Origin of the sequence: Amphibacillus jilinensis Y1 (assembly GCF_000306965.1) — a bacterium.
Taxonomy (GTDB): domain Bacteria; phylum Bacillota; class Bacilli; order Bacillales; family Amphibacillaceae; genus Amphibacillus_C; species Amphibacillus_C jilinensis.
Genome location: NZ_JH976435.1, coordinates 473,762 through 499,487, shown reverse-complemented (window position 1 = coordinate 499,487; position 25,726 = coordinate 473,762). Strand labels below are relative to the sequence as shown.

Below are 25,726 nucleotides of genomic sequence, written 5' to 3'. Positions count from 1 at the left end.
CCACCACATTCAGTATAGAGCCAAATTTTTACTTTCCTCACATATAAAAAAGCTATCCGTTATATAACGAATAGCTTTTTACTTACGTGCCCATATCTTTAACTTTCATAATACGTGTAATACTTGCTCTCTCATTTTCTTCGAGCTTCATTTGAATATAGTGAATCGTTTCCTTCAATTGAGGAATCTTCAAGTATTCAAGTGCATTGACACGCCTTCTTGTCTTCTCAATTTCATCAGCCATCAACTGACACGTTTTTTCGATTTCAGAAAGCTTTAAGAGTTTTGGCAGAATATTGCTAATACGATCAATGGAATCATCTAATTCACTATTTGAATTTAGCAGACCATACTGCATCTCAGATTCTTTTTCATCTTCATTAACAGAAAAATTCATTTCAGGAACCATAACACTCATGATATTCTTTTCTTCAATATTTAAAGAAACAGATTTATCAGGTATAGCAAATAGTTCTTCAATAAATGATTCATTCAAAAGTGACTTAGCAACAACAAAAGCACGCATTGCTTCGGTCAGTTCTTTTTCCACTTCATCTCTTAACTTGTTATTTTCACGAATCAAGTCAATGAACTGACGCATTAACTCATCCTGTTTGTCCTTTAACAGCTTATGACCTCGAGTAGAAATGGCTAAACGGTCTTTAAGGTTAGATAGCTCCATCCGTGTTGGCTTGACATTTAATCTCGCCATGGGCCGATCACTCTCCTTCCGGCATATACTCTTCGATCAATTCACTCTTAATTCGTTTTAATTCAGTGCGCGGTAAAATAGAAAGTAATTGCCAGCCAAGTTCTAACGTATCTTCAATTGAGCGATTTTTGTAGAAACCTTGATTAATATATTCTTTCTCAAATCGATCAGTAAATTCAACATATAACTTATCTGTTTTAGATAATGCAGACTCACCAAGTACCACAGCAAGTTCTTTAGCTTCTTTACCTTTAGCATAAGCAGCAAATAACTGGTTCATGGTTGGTGCATGATCTTTTCTTGTTTTACCTTCACCTGTCCCTTTATCTTTCAAACGCGATAAGGACGGCAACACGTTGATTGGTGGTTTATATCCAGCTTTATCTAAATCACGGGAAAGGATAATTTGTCCCTCAGTAATATAACCTGTTAAATCAGGTATTGGGTGAGTAATATCATCCTCTGGCATTGACAAAATTGGAATTTGAGTTACTGAACCTTTTTTACCAACTAAGCGTCCTGCACGTTCATAAAGTGTAGATAAGTTTGTATAAAGATAACCAGGATAACCACGACGTCCAGGTACTTCACGTCGTGCTGCTGAAATTTCACGTAATGCCTCACAATAATAAGTCATGTCTGTCATAATAACAAGGACGTGCATGTCTTTTTCAAAGGCTAGGTATTCAGCAGTTGTTAGTGCCATTTTAGGTGTGGCAATACGTTCAATGGCAGGGTCATTGGCCAAGTTAATAAACATAACAGAGCGATCAATCGCGCCCGTTTTACGGAAATCTTCCATAAAATACTCAGCTTCATCGAAGGTAATCCCCATCGCTGCAAAAACAACCGCAAATTTTTCATCGCTATTTAATACAGATGCTTGACGAGCAATTTGAGCGGCTAACTCTTTATGCGGTAAACCAGATCCAGAAAACACAGGCAACTTTTGTCCACGAACCAATGTGTTCAAGTGGTCAATAGCCGATATTCCCGTTTGAATAAACTCATCAGGATAATCACGTGCAATCGGATTAATCGCTTGGCCATTCACATCTAAACTTGACTCTGGGATGATCTCAGGACCATTATCAATCGGCTCACCCATCCCGTTGAAAACACGACCGACCATATCTTCAGACACATCAAGTGAAAGAGGCTTCCCTCTGAATCGTACTTTTGTATCCTTAATATTAATACCACTAGGTCCTTCAAAAATCTGAACCATCGCTTTGTCGCCTTCAACTTCTAACACTTGACCATGTCGAATTTCACCGGTCTGCATTTGAACTTCAACAAGCTCATCAAATTTAACACCTTCAACTTGCTCGACTGCCATCAGAGGTCCAACGACTTCGCTAACTGTTTTGTATTCCTTAAGCATTTTGCGTCATACCTCCCTCGGCAACAATATCATGTACTTTATCTTTAATTTCTTGTTTAATTGCACTAATTTCATCTAGGTTATCTTCAGAAATATACTTCGCTCGAGCAATCTTATCGCGTAAGTCTTCTGTTCCATCGATAATCTCTTTGAAGTAAGCGCCCAAACGCATCGCTTCTCTCGCCTCTGTTTCGAGTGAAAGGATTAAATCAAGCATTAAGAATTGTTTCTGTCTTGATGTATAAGTATCCACATCATCGAATGCATTTTGTTGTAAGTAATCTTCTCTCAATGATTGAGCAATAACCATTGTAATGCGGTCTTTTTCTGATAATGACTCAATACCGACAAGACGAACAATCTCCTGTAATTCAGATTCCTCTTGTAAAATATTCATGGCATGCTGCACCATATTTGACCAATCTTGTTTCAACTCTTCATTCATGAATTGACCTACTTCACTTAAATAAAGTGAATAGGATGTTAACCAGTTTACTGACGGGAAGTGGCGCTTTTGAGCAAGTGATGAATCAAGCGCCCAATACACTTTTACAACACGCAATGTATTTTGCGTAACCGGCTCTGATGTATCCCCACCAGGAGGCGATACCGCTCCAATTGCCGTAATACTTCCTTCACGGTCTTCTGAACCAATTGAAAGTGTTCGACCCGCACGCTCGTAATATTCAGCAATTCGGCTACCTAAGTATGCAGGATAACCTTCATCACCAGGCATTTCTTCTAAACGACCAGACATTTCACGGAGCGCTTCTGCCCAACGGGATGTCGAGTCGGCCATGATTGCAACACTATACCCCATATCACGGAAATACTCAGCAATTGTAATCCCTGTATAAATAGATGCTTCACGGGCCGCAACAGGCATGTTTGATGTATTGGCAATTAAAATCGTACGTTCCATTAAAGACTCCCCAGTATTTGGATCAATCAATTCTGGGAATTCATTTAATACGTCTGTCATTTCATTTCCACGTTCACCACAACCAACATAAACCACAAGATCCACATCACTAAATTTAGCTATTTGGTGTTGCACAACTGTTTTACCCGCACCGAATGGCCCAGGGACAGCTGCAGCTCCACCTTTAGTAATTGGGAAAAAGGTGTCAATGACACGTTGTCCGGTTAGCATTGGTTTATCTGGGTTTAACTTTCGTTTAAATGGACGTCCACGACGAACAGGCCATCTTTGCAAGAGTGTTTGTTCTTTTACACCATCTTCAGTTTCAATGGTGTAAACCACGTCATTCAGGGCGAATTCGCCATTTTCGATGGATTTGATCGTACCTTTAACACCATGAGGTACCATAATACGATGTTCAATAACTTTAGTTTCTTGAACTGTACCTACAATGTCACCAGCTTCTACTTGATCTCCGACAGCTTTTGTTGCTGTAAACGCCCATTTCTTATCACGATCAAGCGCTGAAATATTTACACCTCTAACTAAAAAGTTACTATCTGTCTTCGCTTTAAATGTATCAAGTGGGCGTTGAATCCCATCAAACATCTGCGAAACGATACCAGGTCCTAGTTCAACAGACAGAGCCTCACCCGTTGTCTCTACAGGTTCACCTGGACCTAAACCAGAGGTTTCTTCATATACTTGGATTGAAGCAACATCATTACGCATTTCAATGATCTCACCTACTAATCTCATGTCCCCTACGTAGCAAAGGTCTTGGATATTCGCATGTTCCATTGCCTCTGCCATTACTAAAGGACCGGAAACTTTGATAATATTCCCTTTCTTCAAATAAGTCCCCTCCTAATTATAAGATGTTCTGTCCAACCGCTTTTTCTACATTATCTTGAATACGATCTTTACCGATATTGAGTGAACCCTTATGGTTCGGTATTAAGATAATAGCTGGTTGAACTTCAGCATCATAACGTTTAATCGTATCCGGTATTTCCTTTGCCATTGCTTCTGTTAAGTAAATAACACCATAATCTTTATCAGCTAGTGAATCAATTGTTTCACGCGCTTTTTGAGGTGTAGAAGCAGCAAAAACATCAAAACCAAGAATCTTAAAAGGAAGCACCGAATCTTTATCTCCTACTACAGCAATTTTATGAGCCATAAATGGGTCGCATCCTTTCTCTAATGATCTCTTCTTCGATTTGATTGTCTTTTCCGACAAGAATTAAACGGATATTTGTTACTTCTTTTTCTATAGCAAACATAAAAGCCATCACAGGCATTGGACCAAACGGTTGATACTTACCTTCCTCCATGAGTTCATGAATGATTTCATCAATCACTTTATCCAACACCATTGAATTTATACTGTCTTTTGAGTCTGCTAGTACAGCTTCCAATTGTTTAGCATATGGTTTATCTAAAAAGAGTTGTTGCATGACATTGACTGCACCTTGATCAGCTGCTTCAATAATTGCATGTTTTGATATAGACCCAGAACTCGATAATACCGTATGCAAAAATGACCGAGATTTACCTTGGTTAATACTTCTTACTACAGTTGATAGGTTATCTAAATCAATCATGACATCTGCCATCCGTGTAATCGTATCATTATCCAGACGGTTGGTTATCGCTCGCATATGTTTATAGTAATACGTATCCATAAACACATCAGCTGCTTCAATGCGGCCGTATATCTCATAATCAGCAATTGCTTCTTGTACAGCTTCGACCATAATTGGATTTAACTCTTCAGATTGCTCCGTATTAACCAAATTTCTTAATGTAGTTAATGGATATTTGCCAATTGGAATTAGCAAATGTTCAAGCTCTAAATCTTTAAAGCGTTGCTTTAACAATACTTTTAAGTTGTGATATGAATAACGTAATGTGTAAATTTGGATCAACTCAGAATCAGGTGTTACACTATACAGTTCCTCATAAATATCCTTTAGACGATGCATAAGAAACGCATCGAAATTTTTATCTTCTAGAATCTCAGAATCATTAATATGATATTCTGTGCTTTTCAATACTTCCAATGCTTCCTTTAAATCTTCAGCACGAATCATCTTTTCGTAATCTTCAGATGTTAAAAGCCTTGTTTCATAAACACGCAACAGTGTATTGACGCCCTTATATTGAGTGTCTTGCATTTATTCTCCCCCCTTATTCATTACTTTTAAATGCTAAGGTTGCAAGTTGTGGAGAAAATTCTTTTTTAAGCTCAGCTACCAGTACATCAAAGCAGAAATTATAGTCAATGCCACCTTGTTGTACAATGAAACCAGCTTTTTGTTTAACGACGTCATTTGACACTGTCACAAATGAATAGTCATTAACTACAGACTGAACTTGATTTGTTTTAAAAAGGTCAGTTGATTTTTCACCCGGAACAAGTGTCCATTGACTACTCGCATCTAATTGAGACAGTACACCATTTAAGAACACAGAAAATTGTTCGCCATCCCATTGCGCCATTTTATTCGTAGCCTCAGTAAATACTGAATTTAGAAGTGACTGTTTTTTGGCAAGGACCGTGTTTCTTTGGGTGTTAGCTAATGTCTGTGCTTCTCGTTCGTAGTCGTTCTTCATTTGACGCACAATTGACGCCTCACGATTTTTTTGACTTTCCACAAGCTTTTGACGTTGTTCTTCCATTTTGTCATTAGCAACTTTTTCGTACTCATCTAGTTTGGCTTGTCCTTCTTGTTTGGTTTTAGCCAAAATTTGTGTGGACAAAGCTTGTAAATCTTTCATAGTCCCCATCCTCTCACTATTTTTTATTTTATGCTAAAACAAGTAAGAAGGAGATAACGAACCCTAAGATTGCATAAGTTTCAACCATTGCTGAATAAATGATACCTTTTGAGTTTTGATCTTCTCTTTTTGCCAAGATTTGAACAGCTGCAGTTGATACACGCCCTTGTGCTACACCCGCAGTTAAACCTGTAAATGCAATAGGTAGTGCAGCCATAAACATATAGAAACCATCAGCTAAAGCCATATCTGGTGTCATGTTTAAGTAGATCAAGAAACCGATAACGAATCCGTATAAACCTTGTGTACCCGGTAATAATTGAAGAATTAAAGACTTACCAAATTTTTCAGGTTGTTCTTTGATTAATGAAGCCGCAGCTTCACCTGTCATCCCAACACCTTTAGCAGAACCCATACCTGCAAAAATAACTGCAACACCAATACCTAGTGCAGCAAAGATAAATCCTCCGTTATTTTCCATAAAAAATTGTAACCAGCTTTCCATAATGTAATTCCTCCATCTCGTTTATGATTCTTTTTGATTTTTTAATTGAATATATTTCTCAGATGCTTTTAGTGGCGCTAGTGCCTTTCCGCCACCTTCATAGAATTTACCAAAAAATTCAACAAAGATTAAACGTGCGCCATGCACATATGCACTTAGCATCGTTAAACCAATATTGACTGCATGAAGGACAAGGAATAAAAGAATACCAACCGTGAACCTGCCCCACACAGGGATAAATCCGATAATCATATTAAATGCTAAAGCAATACTTGCACTTGAAACACCTAAAGCCATTAAACGTGTATAACTAACAATATCACCAACATATCCTGTAATACCGTATAGATTATAAACACCTAAGCCAATACCAAGTCCTTTGTTTTCGGTACCTAATGTTGTAGCAAGTATAATACCTAAAGCACTGAGAACAGCGATAATCCCACCGATTGTACCTAGTAGTTCATTCTCTAACAGCATATTACCTGCTAATAAGAGAATAAGGCCTGCAAATATACCAATCCAACCTATTCCATCAGCAAAGGCTCCATATTTATCTTGGCTTCTCCATTTAAGGTATGTATTAATACCTAAGCCGAAGAATATTTGAACGACACCCAACACCACTGAGATGATTAAAATCGTAATAACATCATCTGTTGTTGATAGAATAATAAATGGTAATGGAGCACCAAAGAAAGTCCCGTATAGTATTCCCCAAAGCATGGTTGGATACGACAACAAGTGGAAAAATCTTAAATTTTTCTTCATTCCACCATCAAAATTAAAGTAATTTAATGCAACAAAGGTTGCCACCCACAGTAACAATCCATAGCCGAGGTCAGCAGCCATCATACCGAAAAACAACAAGTAAAACGGTGCTAAAAATGGCGTCGGATCAATCTCATTATACTTAGGTAGATTGTACATTGATGTAATACTTTCAAATGGTGAAACATAACCATTATTCTTCAGAACAATAGGAACTTGATCATATTCTTCTTCTTTGACATCATCAACGATTAAAGCAAAATCATCTTCTGAAAAGTTATCCGTCAAAGCTAATTTGATAGAGGAAACTTTTTCCTCTTCCAGCCAACCTTCCATGATAAACAAATGCTTTTCATCTACAAGTAATAATTTACTGCGTTCTCGTTGAAGTTTAGCTTCATAATACTCTTCAGTCAGCATTAATTGCCACTCTTCAGTAGTCATTTGTTCAAGCTCGCGTTTAATATTGGATTTGCGTTTTTTCAATTCTTTTTGTTGCTGTTGAACGGCTGTCAACTGATCACTTGGTGTTTGTTTAAATCTTTCTGTTAAATTTTCGAAATGACTGTCGTTAAGTAATTGTTTAATTGCTTGTTCATTTTGCTTGTCATAGAAAATGGCTACCCCATGTTCATCTTTATTTTGATAAACTTCTTCAGCGAACAGAAGCTCACTTTCTTTGAGTTGATTAATGTATGCATTTTGAACATTTTGTGGTACGGTACCGACACTTCCAGTCACGTGTTGCATTTGTTGCACATCAGCTTGTTTGAAATTCAACTTTTTCCAATTTGACAAAAACATTTCTTCTTCAATTAAACGTTTCTGCTCTTCAGCAAGACTTTCAAGTTGTTGTTGTTTATTTAAAAGGTTAGAAACTAATTCATGTGGTGAAAATTTGAAAATTTCTTGTTCAAGCTCTTCAAGAGAATATTCTTTTTTCTTCTCTTTTAACTTCTTCACCATTGATGTTTTTGGCAAGTGAGGCTGAATAAATGACAGAACAGCTTGCACTTGGTCAATTCGCGTTTCAAATTTTTTAATAATGGTTTCTAAGCTATCGACCTCATAGGCAGACACTTGATAATCCCCTAAGTCAGATGATGGTAGATCAACAACTTCAAACCTTTGCAACGCTTGAATCGACTGCAACAACTGATCTTTCTTTTCATGAAAAGATATGAGTGTCAGTTTTTTCATCTTAGCTATTGCCATACTTCCTCATTACCTCCTCAATGACTGCATTAATCAATTGATCGCTCTTATCTGTAAAGTTAGTTTCAAGATGGTTTAAGTCTTTTTCTAACTGTTCTTGGTAAGACGTCTTTAATGCCTGCAGCTTTTCATCTTTAGTTGCAGATTCTTTCTTTTTGAAAGCTTCTAACTCACTTTCAACTTTCTCTTCCATCTCTGCAATGGTTTCTTTTGTTTCTTGTTTCATTTTTTGTAGCTTCTCTTCATAGTCGCGTTCAAGCTCTTCAGCCTGACGTTCTATTCTTTTAACTTCGTCTATGGTCTTCAAGCTCATTCCATTAGCACCCCCAATCATACAGCAAGCATAGTCTAAAGATTTAAAAAGCTCCAAGTAATCCTATTATATCTTTTATAGATCAGCTGTTCAAATCTTTTTAACTAGCTTGCGTCAATCAGCCATATCGATTTATAGCTATATTTAATAGGAAGAAATAATTTTTATTTTTATAAAAAAAGCACCTTTTCCCTAGTCGGAAAAAGGACTTTTGGACTAATCCTTTCCTTCCAATAAATACGTTTTTCCATCTTCTTGTTTAATCAATCGCTCTTTGTATAATTTCCCAAGTGCTCGTTTGAAAGCGGATTTACTTATGTTAAAGGTGCTTTTTATTGCTTCAGGATCAGATTGATTGTCGAGATCCATCACGCCTTGATGTGCTTTTAGGTGGGATAAAATAGTCTCAGCATCCAATGCCTGTGCATCTTTTTTTCTAGGGATTAATGATATATTTAAGCTACCATCAGCTTTAACCTTGATCACCCGTCCTTTTACCCATTCTCCTAAACGCAACTCCTGTTTACGTTGGGTATGGTGAATGAACCCTCGATAGCCTTCTTCAGTAATAACGACAGCCCCTTCTCTACCAGATCGAAAGACACGCCCTGAAATATCATTATTTAACATGGATTCAGGTGCTACGTCCCAATTCCCCTCAAAATCCGCTTCTGAAACAGGGTCCGCTAATAATCGTCCTTTTTTGTCTTGTTTTAATGTCACATAAAGTTGGTCGCCGATTTCAGGCCAAACCGTACGTAACAATGGTAAGTCATCAACTGATACGAGGACATCTTTTGTTGTACCAATATTAACAAACACGCCTAGCCCTTCTTTGATTTCGGTCACTTCGGCCCAATCAAATAGATCATAGCGCACATTAGGAAGGACCATTGTTGCAATTAATTGTTTTTGTTTATCATGATAAACAAAAACTTCAACTTCTTCTGATTCCTTTAATGCATGTGTGGTTTCGTTTTTATGGAGTAGTATCTCATTCGAATGATCGGTTAATACATAACCCGTTTCAATTTCTCTTAAAACGGTCAGTGTCATAACTTGACCGGGTTGGATCTTCGTCATATGTGGATTCTCCTTACTCTTTATGATAAAATACAATATAAGCTTAAAACTGTTATATAACAATAATGGAGGTTAAAATGATTATTTATATTGACGCAGATGCCTGTCCAGTGACAGAAGACATTATTAAGGTATGTGAACCTTATCCATTAACCATTATTTTAGTTAAGAGCTATGCGCACTTCTCACATCGACTATACCACGAGTGGATAAAAGAAATATACGTGGATAGTGAGAAAGAAGCGGTTGATTACAAGATATTAAGTATGATTAACAAAGGTGATGTCCTTGTCACACAAGATTATGGTTTAGCTTCTTTAGCATTACAAAAGTCATGTTATGTTATACACCCAAAAGGGTTTCAATACACAGCTGAAAATATAAACCAACTATTAGCATCCCGTTATCACAATGCGCAACTAAGAAAACAAGGGGGACGAACCAAGGGACCAAAACCCTTTCTTCTAGCAGATCACGAGCGATTTCAGGCGGCATTTAACAAATTGCTAAATACGATCATTTAATTGTATTTGTTCTTCATCCACAATAACAGCTATTTTGCTTTGATGCCATCTTTGCGCTGTTGAATCAGGTACAACATAAATTTTATCCGCACGGAGTAGAGCATTTTTATACTGTGTTTGGATTAACATCTTTACTTTCAACAGTGTCACTCCCCATATTATATGTTTAGGCTTCTTTGTCAGCCCACTAACTAACTTTAATCAACAGCTTGATAACGCTATTACCTTTCAATACTGATGGCGTGAGAATAGGAAAAAGATAGAGAGGAAAGACGCTAATCCTCTCTACCCTTTATTACCAATGATTAGATAAGTAATTGAAATAAATCTTTATCTTTATTGATCTCAATATAAGAGAATCCTTTCTCCTCCATTCGATCAATTAAAGGTCGATAATCTTCTTTGTTTTGTAACTCAATCCCTACTAAAACGGGGCCACGATCACGATTGTTCTTCTTAGTGTACTCAAATCTTGTAATATCATCATTCTCTCCCAATACATTAATCAAAAATTCACGCAGCGCACCTGCTCTTTGTGGAAAACTAACAATGAAATAATGCTTGTAGCCTTCATAAATCAATGATCGTTCTTTAATATCTTGCATACGATCAATATCATTATTTCCACCACTTACTACAACGACAACATTCTTCCCTTTTATTTGATCTTTGTAATCATCTAATGCAGAAATTGGAAGCGCCCCAGCTGGTTCAACAACTATAGCATTTTCATTATAGAGATTTAACATCGTTGTACATATTTTGCCTTCGGGTATTGTTGCAAAGCCATCGACCACTTGTTTAGCTATTTCAAAGGTTAGGTCACCAATTCGCTTGACACTTGCACCATCGACAAATTTATCAACATGGTCAAGTTTAACCACCTTATTTTCTTTCATTGAGGCTTGCATTGAAGCTGCACCTGCTGGTTCTACGCCGATCACCTGGGTTTCAGGACTAATACTTTTTATATAAGACCCTACACCAGAAATCAGACCACCTCCACCAACTGACATAAATATATGTGAGATGGGTTGCTCCATTGTTTCCAATATTTCTAAGCCTACAGTTCCTTGTCCAACTATCGTACGGTAATCATCAAACGGATGAATAAATGCCATTTCGTGCTCTTCGCAATATTTTTTTGACTGATCAGAGGCATCATCAAATGTGTCGCCCGTTAAAACAATATCGACGTAGTCTCCACCAAAAAAGGCAACACGATTGACTTTTTGCCTTGGTGTGGTCGTTGGCATAAAGATCTTTCCTTTTACTTTTAATGCTTGGCATGAATAAGCGACACCTTGAGCATGGTTGCCTGCACTAGCACAAACGACACCATTTCTCAGTTCGTCTTTACTCAAGCTCTGCATAAAATTATAAGCACCCCGTATTTTAAAAGAACGGACGACTTGTAAATCTTCACGTTTTAAATAAACATTACACTGATATTTTTCAGAGAGTATCGGATCTCTTTGTAATGGTGTTTTTGTTACGACATCTTTAATCATCTGATGGGCGATGACAATGTCTTTGACAGCTATCGATTGTAATTGCGTACTCATTGTCCTGGATCCCTTCTTTGCTAAGATTAATAGTATTTTATTCTATCCAACAAACAATAGACTAAGATGAATTTTTCTCCGTCATTAGAGCGGGTGCCACAAAGGGCCATTTAAGCATATCTGACTAGTTTTACTTTAGTTTAAAATACTTTATGTTAAAGTATTTTAAATTTATTATCTAGTTAAGATATGCTAGCTATCGATAATTAATCCTAAATAGGGCAATAGCACCCCGCTCCCTTAACGCCATAGATTTTATCTAAGAAAGTGCATCTGTTAACTGTGGTATAATTTGTTTTTTGCGTGATACAACACCTTTAAGTTCTGCTTTATCATCAGTAAGTTCAACATTAAACGCCTGATTAATAGCATCTGCTTTTTCACCTATTGCAATTATGGTTGAATCGTTAGCCAAAATATCAGTGATGACAAAAACAAACAAGTTTAATTTGCGATGTTCAATTACCGCTGTAATCGCATCTTTTATGCTAGTTTCTTGTTGTAATAGTTCTTCCGGATCGACTGTATTCACTTGCGCTACTTCTATGTGATTTGTGCCAATATCGAACGCTTTAGCATCTAGTGCTAATAATTCCTCAACCGTTTTCTCACTTAAGTCAGCGCCTGCCTTTAGCATCTCTAAACCGTAAATTTCCGAATCGACCTCTGCAAGCTCGGCCAGTTGCTTTGCTGCCTCAATATCTTCATTTGTACACGTCGGAGACTTAAAAAGTAATGAATCTGAAATAATCGCAGAAAGCATTAACCCTGCCATATCTTTCGGAATACGGACGTGGTGCTCTTTAAATAATTTGTTTAGAATGGTCGCTGTACACCCTACTGGTTCTGCTCGATAATAGAGCGGGTCTGATGTTTCAAAGTTAGAGATGCGATGATGATCGATCACTTCTTTAACTTTGACTTGATCGATATCAGCTACACTTTGTTGCTTCTCATTATGATCAACCAAAATAACTTCTTTTGTCTCTTTAGCCACTTCGTTCACTATACGAGGTGCTTCAACATTAAAGTAATCGAGAGCAAACTTCGTTTCATTATTAACTTCTCCTAAAGCAACAGCCTCTACTTGATCCCCTAATTGCCCTTTTAAATACGCATATACAATCGCTGAGGTAATCGTGTCTGTATCCGGATTTTTATGTCCAAATATTAATGTTTTACTCACAATATCGCTCCTTTTATCGTTATACAGTTTAATAAATCCATGTTTAATTGTAACGCAAAAAACGAGATCTTTCATTAAAAAATTACTGTTTAAATTGACCTGTCCCAAATAATTGATATTTCGTTGATGTTAAAGCTTTTAACCCCATTGGACCTCGACTGTGCAATTTTTGTGTACTTATACCAATCTCAGCACCAAAGCCAAATTCAAATCCATCTGTAAAGCGTGTTGATGCATTATGATATACACATGCCGCATCTACTTGATTCATAAATTGGCTAGCATGCTGCTCATCCTCTGTAATAATGGCTTCAGAATGCTTCGTACCATATTGATTAATATGTGCGATCGCTTCATCTAACGTAGTGACGACTTTCATAGCAACAACATCATCTAAATACTCTGTATACCAATCTTCTTCATCTGCTTCAATAATGGCGTTGTCACATGCTTTAATATTTAAGTCACCATGTATTTCTACCCCAGCATGTTTTAATGCTTGAATTAATGCATGACCATTTACTTCAAACCAATCTTCCTGTACTATTACAGTTTCAATCGCATTACATACGGAAGGTCGCTGCGTTTTTGCATTAATGACTAAGTTGATTGCCATGTCTTTTTCTGCATTATAATCGATATACATGTGACAATTACCGGCTCCCGTTTCTAAAACAGGAACTGAAGCATTTGCAACAACCGTATCAATCAACTTTTTACTGCCACGTGGAATGAGTACATCTAAATATTTATTCATACGGAACATTTTTTCTGCTGTTTTCCGATCGGTATCCTCAATTAATTGGACACTATCCGTTGGTAAATTCGAGTTTGATAGTGCTTTGCGAATCACTTGAACAATCGCCTGGTTAGATTGTATTGCTGAAGAACTGCCACGTAAAATCACAGCATTACCTGTTTTTAAACATAGACTGGCTGCATCAACCGTCACATTTGGACGTGCTTCATATATAATTCCAATAACGCCGATAGGAACAGCTACTTTTCTTATCTTTAAATCATTTGGACGTATCCATTCTTCTAATTGCTCACCAATTGGATCTTGTAACTCAATAAGTTGCAATAACGCATCACTAATAGCTTTAATTCTACTTTCAGTTAAGCGAATACGATCAATAATTGCATCCGATATTTTATTTTTCTTTGCCAAATCGATGTCAATTGCATTCGCTTTTAAGATTTGCCCTTGTGAATCTAATAGTTGCTCAGCTATTAAAGCAAGTGCTTCATTTTTGTCTTTAGTTGATGCCTGAGCTAAATCGTTACTTGCCCGCTTCGCCTTTAATCCCATTTCTTCTAAATTACTCATACATCTACCTCCTGAACAGTAATAATTAATTTATTCCTATGAATGACTTCTGGTTTGTTAGATCCAGTTAATTCCATTACCTCTTTACTACTCAACCCTTTAACACGCCTTAATTGATCGGCAGTATAGTTAACCTGACCCTTTCCAATCATTTCTTTGTTATAATATATTTCAACGACATCTTCTTGTTCAAACTGATTTTCAATAGCAATAACGCCTACTGCTAAAAGACTTCGACCTTCAGATAATAGTGCATCTTTAGCCCCATCATCAACTAAAATCCGACCTTTTACTTCAGAGTGAAAAGCAATCCATTGCTTATGCTTTCTAACATGCGACGTATGCTTATCCCCAATATAGGTTCCACTCCCTTTACCATCTTGTATAGCCATAAGTTTTCCTGCACCTTCTCCATTCCCTACAAAACAGTTAACCCCTAAAGTTGTAGCCATTTGAGCAGCAAGTAACTTAGATTTCATCCCACCTGTACCTACTTTCGAACCGGCGTACTGGCTGGTCTGTTCGACTAATTGGTCCGATATATGAGGCAAATGATGATAACGTTTGGCATCTGGAACTTTATTAGGGTTTTGATCATAAATTCCATCAATATCTGTAAGCATTACTAACATATCTGCGTTTACCAGACCACTTACTAATGCAGATAACATATCATTATCACCAAATGTCAGTTCGTCAGTGGCTACAGAGTCATTTTCATTAATAATCGGAATGATCCTGCGCTTCAACAACTCGGTGATCGTTTGATATACATTAGAAAATTGCATTTCATCTTTGAAAACATCTCGCGTTAGCAGAAGCTGAGCAGATACATAACCATACGACTTAAATATGTGGTTATATGCTTCAATCAATAGTCCTTGACCAACTGCTGCTGCAGCTTGTTTTCCTTGCACTGTTACAGGGCGACTAGAATACCCCAGGTCTCTAAAACCAGCTGATATAGCTCCTGAAGAGATTAAAATCACTTCGGTCCCCTGATTGATCAGTTTCACAATTGCTTCGCTATGGGATTTTAGTTTTAATAAGCTTAACGTTCCGTCTTTCTCTGTTAAAGAGCTACTCCCAATTTTAACAACCATACGATTTTCTTTTGACACATTAACACCTACTTTCCATTAACCAACACACTGTATTGAAGATAAGAAAAACTGCTTTTCAGCCACTACACATATACTGTAATGGACGAAAAGCAGTTTTCCGCGGTACCACCATGATTTGATAAACGATAAATATCCTCTTGTTTTTTTTGTTAACGCTCTTATGGTGAGCGGTCAAGGTTTTCACTTAACAATTCAAAGGGCAGGTTTCGATAGCGAGCGGTTATGTTGAAACGTTTCAGCCAGTGCATTCCAATCTCTGTTCTTACATCATCCATCTACTTGATCCTTATCATTATTTTTGCTGATATGAATTTGTTTCTATTATCCATAAGCCAATAGCTAATGTCAAGTTTTTTATCAGAAAAATCTGTACATTCTAGTTTAGCAATTGCTGTTGTTTTCACTGATGCCTAAAAGAAAACTTTCATTTTCGGTTGCCGATTGACCTTGCATATAAATAAACAAAATAACCACACAATCCACCTAGTGTATTAAAGAATAAATCATCGACAGTGCCTGTTCTAGTTAAAGTGAATAAAGCTTGACTAAGTTCAATCGTTAAAGAAAATAAAAAAGTCATGCTTATTAAAAGCAAAGGATGACGCATTTTCTTGAATACTATTGGAGCTAACATACCAAAGGGGACAAATAATAAAATATTCCCAACTGTATACAATAATTGTAGATGCAGATAACCCTCAGCCATATGCGTCAATTGATAAAATAAATCCATATCAAATGAAAAAGCTCGTTCCCCCACAATAGGTAATTGAAAGTAAAAAGGCTCCATTGTTAAATAAATAACAGCCAAGATATAAACAGCAAAAGTTTGTAACACAATTTCTTCTGTTAATCCGATGCTTTTTTTGCGTTTAATCACATGTCTTCTTCGTAAAAAAAGCCACAATGGGTAGCTGATTAAGAAAAATATGATAAATCTGTTTTCAATCATTAGTACCAATCCTTCACTTCACAATGAAGAGTAGTTGATTTTGATCAACTACTCTTCACCATGTGATGACAACTTTTATATTTCTTTAATCCAATCAAATGGATCGTCTATTTTTCCATATTGAATGCCCGTTAACGTTTCATATAACTTTTTTGAAAGGTGTCCGGTTTGCTGGTCATTAATCGCCATTTCCTCACCATTGTAAGCTAACATTCCAATTGGCGAAATAACTGCTGCAGTTCCCGCTCCAAAGGCTTCTTCCAATTCGCCACGTCGATAAGCTTGTATAATTTCATCTAAAGCGATTCTACGCTCTGAAACTTCTATATTCCAATGTTTAAGTAACTGAATAACGGATTTCCTTGTCACACCAGGTAATATACTTCCATTTAATGCAGGCGTAATGACTTCACCATTAATTTTGAAAAAAACGTTCATACTGCCGACTTCTTCAATATATTTCTTTTCATGACCATCTAACCATAAAACTTGGGCATAACCATGGTCAGCTACTTTCTCTTGCGCGATTAAACTACCAGCATAATTTCCTGCGGTCTTCGCCTCCCCGGTTCCACCTTCTATGGCTCGAATATATTGATTTTCTACTGCTATCTTAACCGGGTTAATTCCCTCTTTATAGTATGCACCTACTGGGGACAAGATGATGATGAACTTATACTGTTTAGAAGGAGCAACACCTAAGTATGGTTCAGTAGCAATAACAAATGGTCGAATATATAACGAAGTCCCTTCAGCTCGTGGCACCCAATTTTTCTCTATCTGAACCAGTTTTTTGATTGCTGCTAGAGCTAATTCTGGTTCAATTTCCGGGATACACATACGCGCATTCGAACGATTTAAACGTAAAATATTTTCTTCAGGCCTGAATAATTGAATATCACCTTGAGGTGTAGCATAAGCCTTTAGGCCTTCAAAAACGGTTTGTCCATAATGGAAGACCATTGAAGCTGGATCTAATGTTAGTGGTTGATAAGGCACAATTCGGCCATCATACCAACCTTTATCAATGTGATAATCGATAACAAACATATGATCGGTAAAATGCTTGCCAAATGCTAATTGATCACTTGCCGGTTTTGTCTTTTCTGTCATCACCTTGGTTACTGTAAAATCATAGTTAACCATCCTTCTCCCCCTCAATATATATTTCTGCGAACAAATTTTAAATAATATATCTATTTTATTATGTAAACATATAAACTGACAAGTCATTTTTCGAGAAAAAAAGATATACATTAGCTATCATCTGACAACATGAACGGTTTTAGTTGCTGATGACTGGAACTTTGATGATCTTTCTCTTGTCCTAATCGACGTGTGAATATTAACAAAAAACGTGTTAAAAAAGAATCTCCAAACAATGTGTTTTTGATTGTTCGGAGATTAGATTTATTGATTAACTTATCTTGTACCCTCGCATCTGCTTACACAGTTATACAGCATGGACAGATGGTAATGTTGTTTGCCCCATTAAATAATGATCGACAGCATGGGCAACTTCTCTTCCTTCATTAATTGCCCAAACAATAAGACTTTGGCCACGCCTTGCATCTCCAGCAGCAAATACACCTTCAATATTTGTTCTAAAATCACCATAGGCTGCATCAATTTTATTTCGCTGTGCTTCTACACCAAATGCATGTAATAGAGGCTCTTCTGCACCTTCAAAACCAATAGCAATAATGACAAGTTGAGCCGGCCAAACTTCTTCAGTTCCTGCGACTTCATCATAAACAAACATACCGTTCTCATCTCTTGTTTTGCCCATCTCCACCGTATACAATGCCTGTAGGCCATCTTCACCATCTGTAATAAAGGCTTTGGTTTGAATAGAATGATGACGAATATCTTCCCCAAATTGTTCTTTAGCTTCTTTATGAGCATACTCTAAGCTAAACACTTTAGGATAAGCTGGCCATTGATTATCTTCGGCTCGCTTAAATGGCAATTGTGGATTGATTGCAAACTGATTAATAGATTTGGCACCTTGGCGTAGTGCGGTAGCCACACAATCGGCTCCCGTATCTCCCCCGCCAATTACAATAACGTCTTTACCATGAGCATTTAATGCCGGATTTTCTTCTTTATCTAATAAATTTTTTGTTGCTTGTGTCAAGTAATCCATCGCAAAATGAACGCCTTTTAGTTCGCGACCTGGAATCGGTAAATCTCTAGGCTTCTGTGAACCCGTACAAAGAATAACCGAATCAAAATCTTCTTTCAGCTGATCTGGCGAGATATCTTTGCCTACTTCCGTATTAAGGATAAATGATACCCCTTCCTGTTCAAGAAGGTCAATACGTCGCTGGACAACCTCTTTTTCTAACTTCATATTTGGAATACCATACATCAACAAACCACCTGCACGATCAGAGCGCTCATAAACCGTTACTTTATGGCCAGCTTGATTCAATTGATCTGCTGCTGAAAGGCCAGCCGGACCTGAACCTATAATGGCCACGCTTTTTTGTGTACGGGCTTTTGGAATGCGCGGTTTAATCCAGCCCATTTCAAAACCTTTATCAATAATCGCCCGCTCAATATTTTTGATCGCTACCGCTGGGTCAGATATGGCTACTGTACAAGATCCTTCGCACGGCGCCGGACAAACACGTCCTGTAAATTCCGGGAAATTATTTGTCTTCATTAAACGTTCCAGCGCTTCTTTCCACTTTCCTTTATAGACTAAGTCATTCCATTCAGGAATAAGGTTATGAATGGGACAGCCAGATGTTGCCCCATCAATCTCCATCCCAATGTGACAAAAGGGTGTTGCACAATCCATACAGCGGGCACCTTGGCGTTGCATCATTTCATCAGAGAAAGGAGCAGAATATTCTTTCCAATCATTTGTGCGCTTTTTCGGATCGCGTTCGATTGCCTGCTCCCGTTTAATTTCCATAAACCCAGTCGCTTTTCCCATATTCATGTCTCCTTTCTATTGCGCAATAACTTTTTGGTCATCAACATAATCAGCTAGTTGATCAGCCTTCTTCAACTGAAATGCCTTCATTTTTGCTTGTTCTTCCGTATAACCTGCAGATACTAACGCATCAATTTTTGCTGTAATTTGCTTATAATCATGTGGAATAATCTTTATAAACCTTTCTACAGCTGTATCCCAATTTGTTAAAATGTACTGAGCACGTTTAGAATTTGTATATGCCAGATGTTTTTGAATCATCGTTTTAAGCTCAAGTATCTCATCTGGATCCGTTACTGACTCAAATCCTACTAATTCTGAATTAGCTTGGGATTTAAAAGCTTGATGATCTTCACTAAACACATAGGCTATCCCACCTGACATCCCAGCACCAAAGTTTTTACCTACGTCACCGAGTATGACAACACGACCACCAGTCATGTATTCGCACCCATGATCACCAACGCCCTCTACTACAATTTTCGCACCACTATTTCTTACTGCGAATCGCTCGCCTGCATAGCCATTTATATAAGCTTCTCCTTTAGTCGCACCATAGAACGATACGTTACCAGCAATGACATTGTCACTTGCATTAAATGTGACCTGTTTAGGTGCTTTAACGATTACTTTTCCACCTGAAAGACCTTTTCCTACATAATCATTAGCATCACCGTCTAAAGTCAGTGTCATTCCGCGAGGTATAAAAGCACCAAAGCTTTGACCAGCAGAACCTGTGAAATTCAGTTTAATAGTATCTTCTGGTAGACCTTCTGCTCCATATTTTCTCGAGATTTCACTGCCAATAACCGTTCCCACCACACGATTAATATTTGTAATCTTGCTATTCACTTCCACCGGTTGACCAGTTGCAATCGCATCTTTAACGGCAGGTAATAGTGTAGTCATATCCAAAGATTGGTCTATTTTATGATCTTGATTTGTCTTATTAAGTTTAAATACACCTTTAGGTTGGTAAACGATACGAGCCAAATCTAACTGGCTTGCTTTCCAATGCTTTTTAGCTTTGTCATTAATGGTTAATATATCTGTACGCCCTACCATTTCTTCAAGTGTTTTAAAGCCTAGTTCTGCCATGATTTCGCGAACCTCTTGTGCAACAAAACGCATAAAGTTAACGACATGGTCAGGATCGCCAGTAAACTTTTTGCGTAGTTCCGGGTTTTGTGTTGCTACACCAACAGGGCAAGTATCAAGATGACAAACACGCATCATTACACACCCAAGAATGACGAGCGGAGCGGTGGCAAATCCATATTCTTCTGCACCTAGTAATGTAGCTAAAACAACGTCACGCCCTGTTAAGAGCTTTCCGTCTGTTTCTAAAACAACACGCTCACGCAAATCATTAATTAATAAGGTTTGATGTGCTTCAGCTAAACCAAGTTCCCAAGGCAAACCTGCATGTTTAATGCTCGTTTTCGGTGAAGCACCCGTTCCACCATCATAACCAACAACAGAGATAACATCAGCATTTCCTTTGGCAACACCAGAAGCAATCGTTCCAACTCCAGCCTTAGCTACTAATTTCACACTAATTCGGGCATCTCGATTGGCATTTTTTAAATCATGAATTAACTGAGCCAAATCTTCAATAGAATATATATCATGATGTGGTGGTGGTGAAATCAAGTCAACACCCGTCGTCGAATTTCGTACATTTGCGACCCACGGATACACTTTCTGTCCTGGTAAATGGCCACCTTCACCTGGTTTAGCACCTTGAGCCATCTTAATTTGTAATTCCTCTGCATTCACCAAATAATGACTATCTACGCCAAAGCGGGCTGATGCGATTTGTTTAATAGCACTCCTTCTAAGCTCGCCGTTCTCATCCGGTTCAAATCGACGCGGGTCTTCTCCACCCTCCCCACTATTACTTTTGCCACCTAATCGGTTCATAGCAATGGCTAAAGCCTCGTGAGCCTCTTGACTGATCGACCCAAATGACATTGCCCCTGTCTTAAAACGTTTCACAATGGCGTCAACAGATTCTACTTCATCAATGTCAATGGCGTCTCTTTTATTAAAAGTAAATAAATTTCTCAAAAAGCCAATTTGTTCATCGTTGACCGCTTGTGTAAATTCTTTAAATAGACTGTAATCTCCACGGCGAGTAGCCCACTGAAGTTTATGCAAGGTTAACGGGTTATAGGCATGATGTTCACCTGTTTTTCTCCATTGAAAGTCGCTACCTGAATCAAGTGATTTATTCACTTCATCACGATAACCTTGTTCATGCCTCATTTTAGCTTCAACTGCTATAGTCTTTAAGTCAATCCCGTCGATTTGCGATGATGTCCCAGTAAAGTGCTCATCGATAACCGCTTGACTAATGCCGACCGCTTCAAATATTTGAGCACCGCGATAGCTTTGGATTGTTGAAATCCCCATTTTTGACATCACTTTAATAACGCCCTCTGTTACGATATCAATATAGCGAGAAACCGCTTCTTGATACGTGAATGTCAGATTATCTGACAAAATTTCCGACAAGTAAGTCTCGTAAACAAGATAAGGTGTAATAGCATCAGCACCGTAACCAATCAAGGCTGCAAAATGATGAACTTCTCGAGCTTCACCTGATTCTACAATAATACTTGCCTTTGTACGGATTCCTTGTCTAACGAGATATTGATGTAAGCTACTTATGGCTAGTAAAGCAGGTATAGCTGTTTGTTTTTCATCCATATTTCGATCTGTCAATACAATTAAATTTGCCCCATCATTAATAGCTGTCTCTGCTTGTTGATACAATTGCTTTAATCCTAAAGCTAAATCGTCTGTGAATAGGCTATCTATCTCAGAGGCTATAAATCCTTCATTTTCTTTATTCAAGAGTTCCTGATGCTGTGCATTCGATAAAATCGGCGTTTTTAAACGAATCCGATGGCTGTTTTTTTCAGATGGATTTAATATATCCCCTTCCGAACCTAACCATGTTAACGTTGACGTCACAAGCTTTTCTCGATAAGCATCAATTGGCGGATTGGTTACTTGAGCAAATAATTGTTTGAAATAATTGAATAAGGATTGCGCTCGATTTGATAGTACCGCTAGCGGTGTGTCATTACCCATTGCACCAATAGGATCTTTACCATTAATAATCAATGGATTTAAATACTTTTCGATATCCTCTGTCGTATATCCAAATGCGACTTGTCGCTCAAGCAATTGGTTTATTTGCTTAGGGTTGGATTCAACTTTTGGTCCGTCCAGCGTCATGACTTGTTCGTCCAGCCATTTTTGATAAGGTGCATCATTAACGATGTCATCTTTTATTTCTTGATCCGAAACAATTCGACCTTCTTCCAAATCAACCAATAACATCTTTCCAGGACTTAAGCGATCTTTTAATAATACATTTGCTTCATCAACATCAACAACCCCGGTCTCAGAAGAATAGATAATGTAATCATCTTTTGTTACATAGTAACGGGCTGGTCTCAAACCATTTCGATCTAGAATAGCACCAATTTGTTTACCATTAGTAAAGGTAATTGATGTTGGACCATCCCATTGTTCCATTAAACAACTATGGTATTTGTAAAAGGCCCGCTTTTCATTAGACATCTCAGGATTTTGTTCCCAAGGTTCTGGAATTAACATCATTGCTGCATGAGCTGGTTTACGACCGGCTAAAATAAAGAACTCCAATGCATTATCTAAAACAGATGAATCACTGCCATCTGCATTTAAGATTGGGATAACTTTCTCCAAATCATCACCAAAAGCATCAGAAACAAATTGTTTTTCACGCGCTCGCATCCAATTAATATTCCCACGTAATGTATTTATTTCTCCATTATGGATTAAATATCGATTTGGATGTGCTCTTTCCCAACTCGGAAATGTATTTGTACTGAATCGTGAATGAACCAGTGAGAATGCTGAGACAAAAGCAGGATCTTGTAAATCCAAATAAAATCGATCCACTTGCTCAGGGGTTAACAAACCTTTATAAACAATGGTCTGACTTGAAAAACTAGGGAAATAAAATGCATCTTCACTGTCTCTGGCTATTTTTTCAGCTTGTTTTCTAATCAAATACAACTTACGCTCAAAACCAAGTGTGTCTGTGAACTCCTGATTCGCCTTGACGAAAACTTGTCGAACAAAAGGAGCTGACGCTTGAGCTTTTTTTCCGACTTTTCTGAAATCGGTTGGCACGGTTCTCCATCCAAGCACCTCTTGCCCTTCTGCTTTAACTAAGGCGTTAATTTGCTCTTCCCATTCCCTTTGCTTCGGATCATTTTGAGAAAAAAACACCATCCCAACACCATATTTACCTTCCTCTGGTAAATTGAAGTTTGGAAGTTCTTTTCTAAAGAAGGCATCTGGTAGTTGTACCATTAGACCGGCGCCATCACCTGTATCCGGTTCACTACCTTGACCACCACGATGATCCAATTTAATTAACATTTCAATACCTTTTTTAACAATATCATGTGTTCGTAAGCCTTTAATATGGGCATACAAGCCTATCCCGCAGTTATCACGTTCAAACTGCGACTGATATAACCCTTGCGTTTCAGGCATTTGGTTATATTTCATGAAACACGCCCCCAAAAATAAGATTTTTGTGTCTATTACTATTGTAGTTTTTATGATTTATATATACAATATATAATAATAATGAATATAATCTAAAATATAGATTAATCTTTTGGGGGAATGATGATGGAATTTAGGCAATTGAAATATTTTATCGAGGTAGCAGAGCGAGAACATGTATCGGAAGCAGCTGTGCATCTCCATGTTGCTCAATCCGCAATTAGCCGACAGATCGCCAATTTAGAAAATGAACTAGGCGTGCAACTTTTTGAAAGAGAAGGCCGAAATGTTAAATTGTTACCGATCGGTAAGATTTTTTTAACACATGCTAAAGAAGCGATGAAGGCGATTGATTATGCCAAAAAACAAATGGACGAATATATCGACCCTGAACGGGGATCAATTAAGATTGGCTTTCCCACTAGTTTGGCGAGCAGTTTACTACCCCATCTTTTAGCCGAGTTCAAGAACGCTTATCCTAATATCCATTTTCAATTAAGACAAGGCGCTTACCATTTTCTTATTGAAGCTATTAAGGAAAGAGAACTCGACATTGCATTTATTGGTCCAGTTATAACAGATGATCCCCATATTAATGGTGATATCCTCTTTCACGAAAAGATGTATCTTTTAACACCGAATAACCATCGGCTTTCTAAACGAAAAAGTGTTTATTTAACAGAATTGAAAGAGGAAGATTTTGTTTTATTCCCTAGGGGATATATTTTCGAGAAGCTTGTTATTGATGCTTGTTATTCAGTTGGATTTGAGCCACATGTAACTACACAAGGCGAAGATTTAGATGCGATTAAAGGGATGGTGGCTGCAGGTATAGGTATTACCGTTTTGCCTGAAAGTGCCATTGCTGAATATCAATCGAATTACACTGTAAGAATTCCAATTAGCAGTCCTGATTTAAAAAGAAGTGTAGGGATGATTACCCCTAAGCATCGCGATTTAGCTCCATCTGAGAAAGTATTTTATCAATTTGTCATTAATTATTTTAGTAAACATCACCCAACATTAGACAGAGAATTTTAAAAAAAGGGGAAATGAGTATGAAGACAAAAGCTTATGCTACTTTTGCTGGTGGTTGCTTTTGGTGTATGGTAAAACCGTTTGACCAATGGGATGGTGTAGATGCTGTAATTTCTGGATATACCGGAGGAGATATAGAGTATCCTACTTATCAACAAGTAAAAACGGGTGAAACTGGCCATTATGAAGCTGTACAAATAACCTATGATCCGGACAAAATAACTTATCAACAAATCTTAGATTTATATTGGCCACAAATTGATCCAACCGATCCAGATGGTCAATTTCATGATCGGGGTCCACAATATCGTACAGCGATCTTTTATCATAACGAAGAACAAAAGCGCTTAGCTGAAGCAACAAAGCAAGCTATTGCTGAAAGCGGGCGGTTTAATAAACCCATCGTAACAGAAATCCTCCCCGCTAGCCCTTTCTATCCAGCGGAAGACTACCATCAGGATTACTACAAAACGAACACACAGCACTATAAAGAAGACCGTACAAAGTCAGGTAGAGATGCGTTTATTAAAACAAATTGGTCATAAAACGAAACTTCAATCAATGGGCGATTTTGTTGTCCCCCCACTGATTGATCGTTGAGTGAATCATTAGCGTCCGTTAACTCCTATCTACTCTCTATTTTAAGGTGGGCATTTTTCGGACGGCTATCTGTAATAAACAAATTTAAAATCTCCAAACGATGGTTTAATTCGTTTGGAGATTTTAAATTTCATATCCTTTAACAATGTCTTAAGGGTTATCGCGCCATTTCAATACACTTTCTAGTTTACATAATATT

Annotated in this window: 22 protein-coding genes; 3 read left to right on the top strand and 19 right to left on the bottom strand. The window is 37.6% G+C overall.

From position 1 onward, the window contains the following. Window positions 1-82: 82 nt before the first annotated feature. From B494_RS0109250 to B494_RS0109205, 10 genes are all read right to left on the bottom strand, one after another. Window positions 83-712, bottom strand: a complete 630-nt coding sequence (locus B494_RS0109250; protein ID WP_017472115.1) for a V-type ATP synthase subunit D — start codon at window positions 710-712, stop codon at window positions 83-85. A 7-nt stretch (window positions 713-719) separates the two neighbouring features. Continuing rightward, window positions 720-2,096, bottom strand: a complete 1,377-nt coding sequence (locus B494_RS0109245) for a V-type ATP synthase subunit B (protein ID WP_017472114.1) — start codon at window positions 2,094-2,096, stop codon at window positions 720-722. Beyond that, window positions 2,089-3,873 (bottom strand): V-type ATP synthase subunit A, encoded by a 1,785-nt coding sequence (locus B494_RS0109240; protein ID WP_017472113.1) that lies wholly within the window; start codon window positions 3,871-3,873, stop codon window positions 2,089-2,091. The genes B494_RS0109245 and B494_RS0109240 overlap by 8 nt, the downstream gene beginning before the upstream one ends. Window positions 3,874-3,889: 16 nt before the next feature. Then, entirely contained in the window at window positions 3,890-4,201 is a 312-nt protein-coding gene (locus B494_RS0109235; protein WP_017472112.1) for a V-type ATP synthase subunit F, read from the bottom strand. Then, a complete protein-coding gene (locus B494_RS0109230; protein ID WP_017472111.1) occupies window positions 4,191-5,198 on the bottom strand; it encodes a V-type ATPase subunit in 1,008 nt (335 codons plus the stop codon). Before B494_RS0109230 ends, B494_RS0109235 begins: the two co-directional genes overlap by 11 nt. Before the next feature lie 13 nt (window positions 5,199-5,211). Further along, complete coding sequence (locus B494_RS0109225) at window positions 5,212-5,802, bottom strand: V-type ATP synthase subunit E (RefSeq protein WP_017472110.1); 591 nt, start codon at window positions 5,800-5,802, stop codon at window positions 5,212-5,214. 28 nt (window positions 5,803-5,830) lie between these two features. Next, entirely contained in the window at window positions 5,831-6,307 is a 477-nt protein-coding gene (locus B494_RS0109220) for a V-type ATP synthase subunit K (protein WP_017472109.1), read from the bottom strand. A 21-nt stretch (window positions 6,308-6,328) separates the two neighbouring features. After that, entirely contained in the window at window positions 6,329-8,293 is a 1,965-nt protein-coding gene (locus B494_RS0109215; protein WP_017472108.1) for a V-type ATP synthase subunit I, read from the bottom strand. Then, window positions 8,280-8,606 (bottom strand): hypothetical protein, encoded by a 327-nt coding sequence (locus tag B494_RS0109210; RefSeq protein WP_017472107.1) that lies wholly within the window; start codon window positions 8,604-8,606, stop codon window positions 8,280-8,282. Before B494_RS0109210 ends, B494_RS0109215 begins: the two co-directional genes overlap by 14 nt. Before the next feature lie 216 nt (window positions 8,607-8,822). Continuing rightward, window positions 8,823-9,689 carry a CvfB family protein gene (locus B494_RS0109205; RefSeq protein ID WP_017472106.1) on the bottom strand — a complete coding sequence of 289 codons (867 nt, stop codon included), beginning with the start codon at window positions 9,687-9,689 and terminating at the stop codon, window positions 8,823-8,825. A 77-nt stretch (window positions 9,690-9,766) separates the two neighbouring features. Here B494_RS0109205 and B494_RS0109200 point away from each other — a divergent pair, with 77 nt between their 5' ends. Further along, a complete protein-coding gene (locus B494_RS0109200) occupies window positions 9,767-10,213 on the top strand; it encodes a YaiI/YqxD family protein (protein WP_017472105.1) in 447 nt (148 codons plus the stop codon). On the opposite strand, the gene B494_RS21155 is transcribed toward B494_RS0109200, so the two are convergent. From B494_RS21155 to gltB, 9 genes are all read right to left on the bottom strand, one after another. Next, window positions 10,196-10,354 (bottom strand): hypothetical protein, encoded by a 159-nt coding sequence (locus B494_RS21155; RefSeq protein WP_017472104.1) that lies wholly within the window; start codon window positions 10,352-10,354, stop codon window positions 10,196-10,198. The two genes, B494_RS0109200 and B494_RS21155, sit on opposite strands and share 18 nt — an antisense overlap. 164 nt (window positions 10,355-10,518) lie before the next feature. Then, entirely contained in the window at window positions 10,519-11,778 is a 1,260-nt protein-coding gene (gene ilvA / locus B494_RS0109190) for a threonine ammonia-lyase IlvA (protein WP_017472103.1), read from the bottom strand. Between the two features lie 259 nt (window positions 11,779-12,037). Next, a complete protein-coding gene (locus B494_RS0109185; RefSeq protein WP_017472102.1) occupies window positions 12,038-12,964 on the bottom strand; it encodes a manganese-dependent inorganic pyrophosphatase in 927 nt (308 codons plus the stop codon). 82 nt (window positions 12,965-13,046) lie between these two features. Beyond that, entirely contained in the window at window positions 13,047-14,294 is a 1,248-nt protein-coding gene (locus tag B494_RS0109180; protein WP_017472101.1) for a glutamate-5-semialdehyde dehydrogenase, read from the bottom strand. Beyond that, entirely contained in the window at window positions 14,291-15,415 is a 1,125-nt protein-coding gene (gene proB, locus B494_RS0109175) for a glutamate 5-kinase (protein WP_017472100.1), read from the bottom strand. Before proB ends, B494_RS0109180 begins: the two co-directional genes overlap by 4 nt. Window positions 15,416-15,842: 427 nt before the next feature. Next, the gene (locus tag B494_RS20145; protein ID WP_017472099.1) at window positions 15,843-16,370 is read right to left on the bottom strand and encodes a VanZ family protein; all 528 of its coding nucleotides are present in this window, start codon (window positions 16,368-16,370) and stop codon (window positions 15,843-15,845) included. A 75-nt stretch (window positions 16,371-16,445) separates the two neighbouring features. Next, window positions 16,446-17,516 (bottom strand): branched-chain amino acid aminotransferase, encoded by a 1,071-nt coding sequence (locus B494_RS0109165; RefSeq protein ID WP_017472098.1) that lies wholly within the window; start codon window positions 17,514-17,516, stop codon window positions 16,446-16,448. A 307-nt stretch (window positions 17,517-17,823) separates the two neighbouring features. Next, window positions 17,824-19,314 (bottom strand): glutamate synthase subunit beta, encoded by a 1,491-nt coding sequence (locus B494_RS0109160; protein WP_017472097.1) that lies wholly within the window; start codon window positions 19,312-19,314, stop codon window positions 17,824-17,826. A 15-nt stretch (window positions 19,315-19,329) separates the two neighbouring features. Beyond that, entirely contained in the window at window positions 19,330-23,889 is a 4,560-nt protein-coding gene (gene gltB, locus B494_RS0109155; protein ID WP_017472096.1) for a glutamate synthase large subunit, read from the bottom strand. A 126-nt stretch (window positions 23,890-24,015) separates the two neighbouring features. On the opposite strand from gltB, the gene gltC reads away from it, so the two are divergent. Together gltC and msrA are read left to right on the top strand one after the other, a co-directional pair. Next, window positions 24,016-24,930, top strand: coding sequence for a glutamate biosynthesis transcriptional regulator GltC (gene gltC / locus B494_RS0109150; protein ID WP_017472095.1), 915 nt, complete (start codon window positions 24,016-24,018; stop codon window positions 24,928-24,930). Window positions 24,931-24,947: 17 nt separating this feature from the next. Beyond that, the gene (gene msrA / locus B494_RS0109145) at window positions 24,948-25,472 is read left to right on the top strand and encodes a peptide-methionine (S)-S-oxide reductase MsrA (protein WP_017472094.1); all 525 of its coding nucleotides are present in this window, start codon (window positions 24,948-24,950) and stop codon (window positions 25,470-25,472) included. Window positions 25,473-25,726: the final 254 nt, after the last annotated feature.

Excerpts from the sequence above, each read along its gene's own strand:
- B494_RS0109250 (WP_017472115.1), bottom strand. The coding sequence starts at position 712 with ATGGCGAGATTAAATGTCAAGCCAACACGGATGGAGCTATCTAACCTT.
- gltC (WP_017472095.1), top strand. The coding sequence starts at position 24,016 with ATGGAATTTAGGCAATTGAAATATTTTATCGAGGTAGCAGAGCGAGAA.
- B494_RS0109230 (WP_017472111.1), bottom strand. The coding sequence starts at position 5,198 with ATGCAAGACACTCAATATAAGGGCGTCAATACACTGTTGCGTGTTTAT.
- B494_RS0109210 (WP_017472107.1), bottom strand. The coding sequence starts at position 8,606 with ATGAGCTTGAAGACCATAGACGAAGTTAAAAGAATAGAACGTCAGGCT.
- msrA (WP_017472094.1), top strand. The coding sequence starts at position 24,948 with ATGAAGACAAAAGCTTATGCTACTTTTGCTGGTGGTTGCTTTTGGTGT.
- ilvA (WP_017472103.1), bottom strand. The coding sequence starts at position 11,778 with ATGAGTACGCAATTACAATCGATAGCTGTCAAAGACATTGTCATCGCC.
- B494_RS0109200 (WP_017472105.1), top strand. The coding sequence starts at position 9,767 with ATGATTATTTATATTGACGCAGATGCCTGTCCAGTGACAGAAGACATT.
- B494_RS0109165 (WP_017472098.1), bottom strand. The coding sequence starts at position 17,516 with ATGGTTAACTATGATTTTACAGTAACCAAGGTGATGACAGAAAAGACA.
- B494_RS0109180 (WP_017472101.1), bottom strand. The coding sequence starts at position 14,294 with ATGAGTAATTTAGAAGAAATGGGATTAAAGGCGAAGCGGGCAAGTAAC.
- B494_RS0109235 (WP_017472112.1), bottom strand. The coding sequence starts at position 4,201 with ATGGCTCATAAAATTGCTGTAGTAGGAGATAAAGATTCGGTGCTTCCT.
- B494_RS0109245 (WP_017472114.1), bottom strand. The coding sequence starts at position 2,096 with ATGCTTAAGGAATACAAAACAGTTAGCGAAGTCGTTGGACCTCTGATG.
- B494_RS0109160 (WP_017472097.1), bottom strand. The coding sequence starts at position 19,314 with ATGGGAAAAGCGACTGGGTTTATGGAAATTAAACGGGAGCAGGCAATC.
- B494_RS0109220 (WP_017472109.1), bottom strand. The coding sequence starts at position 6,307 with ATGGAAAGCTGGTTACAATTTTTTATGGAAAATAACGGAGGATTTATC.
- gltB (WP_017472096.1), bottom strand. The coding sequence starts at position 23,889 with ATGAAATATAACCAAATGCCTGAAACGCAAGGGTTATATCAGTCGCAG.
- B494_RS0109225 (WP_017472110.1), bottom strand. The coding sequence starts at position 5,802 with ATGAAAGATTTACAAGCTTTGTCCACACAAATTTTGGCTAAAACCAAA.
- B494_RS20145 (WP_017472099.1), bottom strand. The coding sequence starts at position 16,370 with ATGATTGAAAACAGATTTATCATATTTTTCTTAATCAGCTACCCATTG.
- B494_RS0109215 (WP_017472108.1), bottom strand. The coding sequence starts at position 8,293 with ATGGCAATAGCTAAGATGAAAAAACTGACACTCATATCTTTTCATGAA.
- B494_RS0109205 (WP_017472106.1), bottom strand. The coding sequence starts at position 9,689 with ATGACGAAGATCCAACCCGGTCAAGTTATGACACTGACCGTTTTAAGA.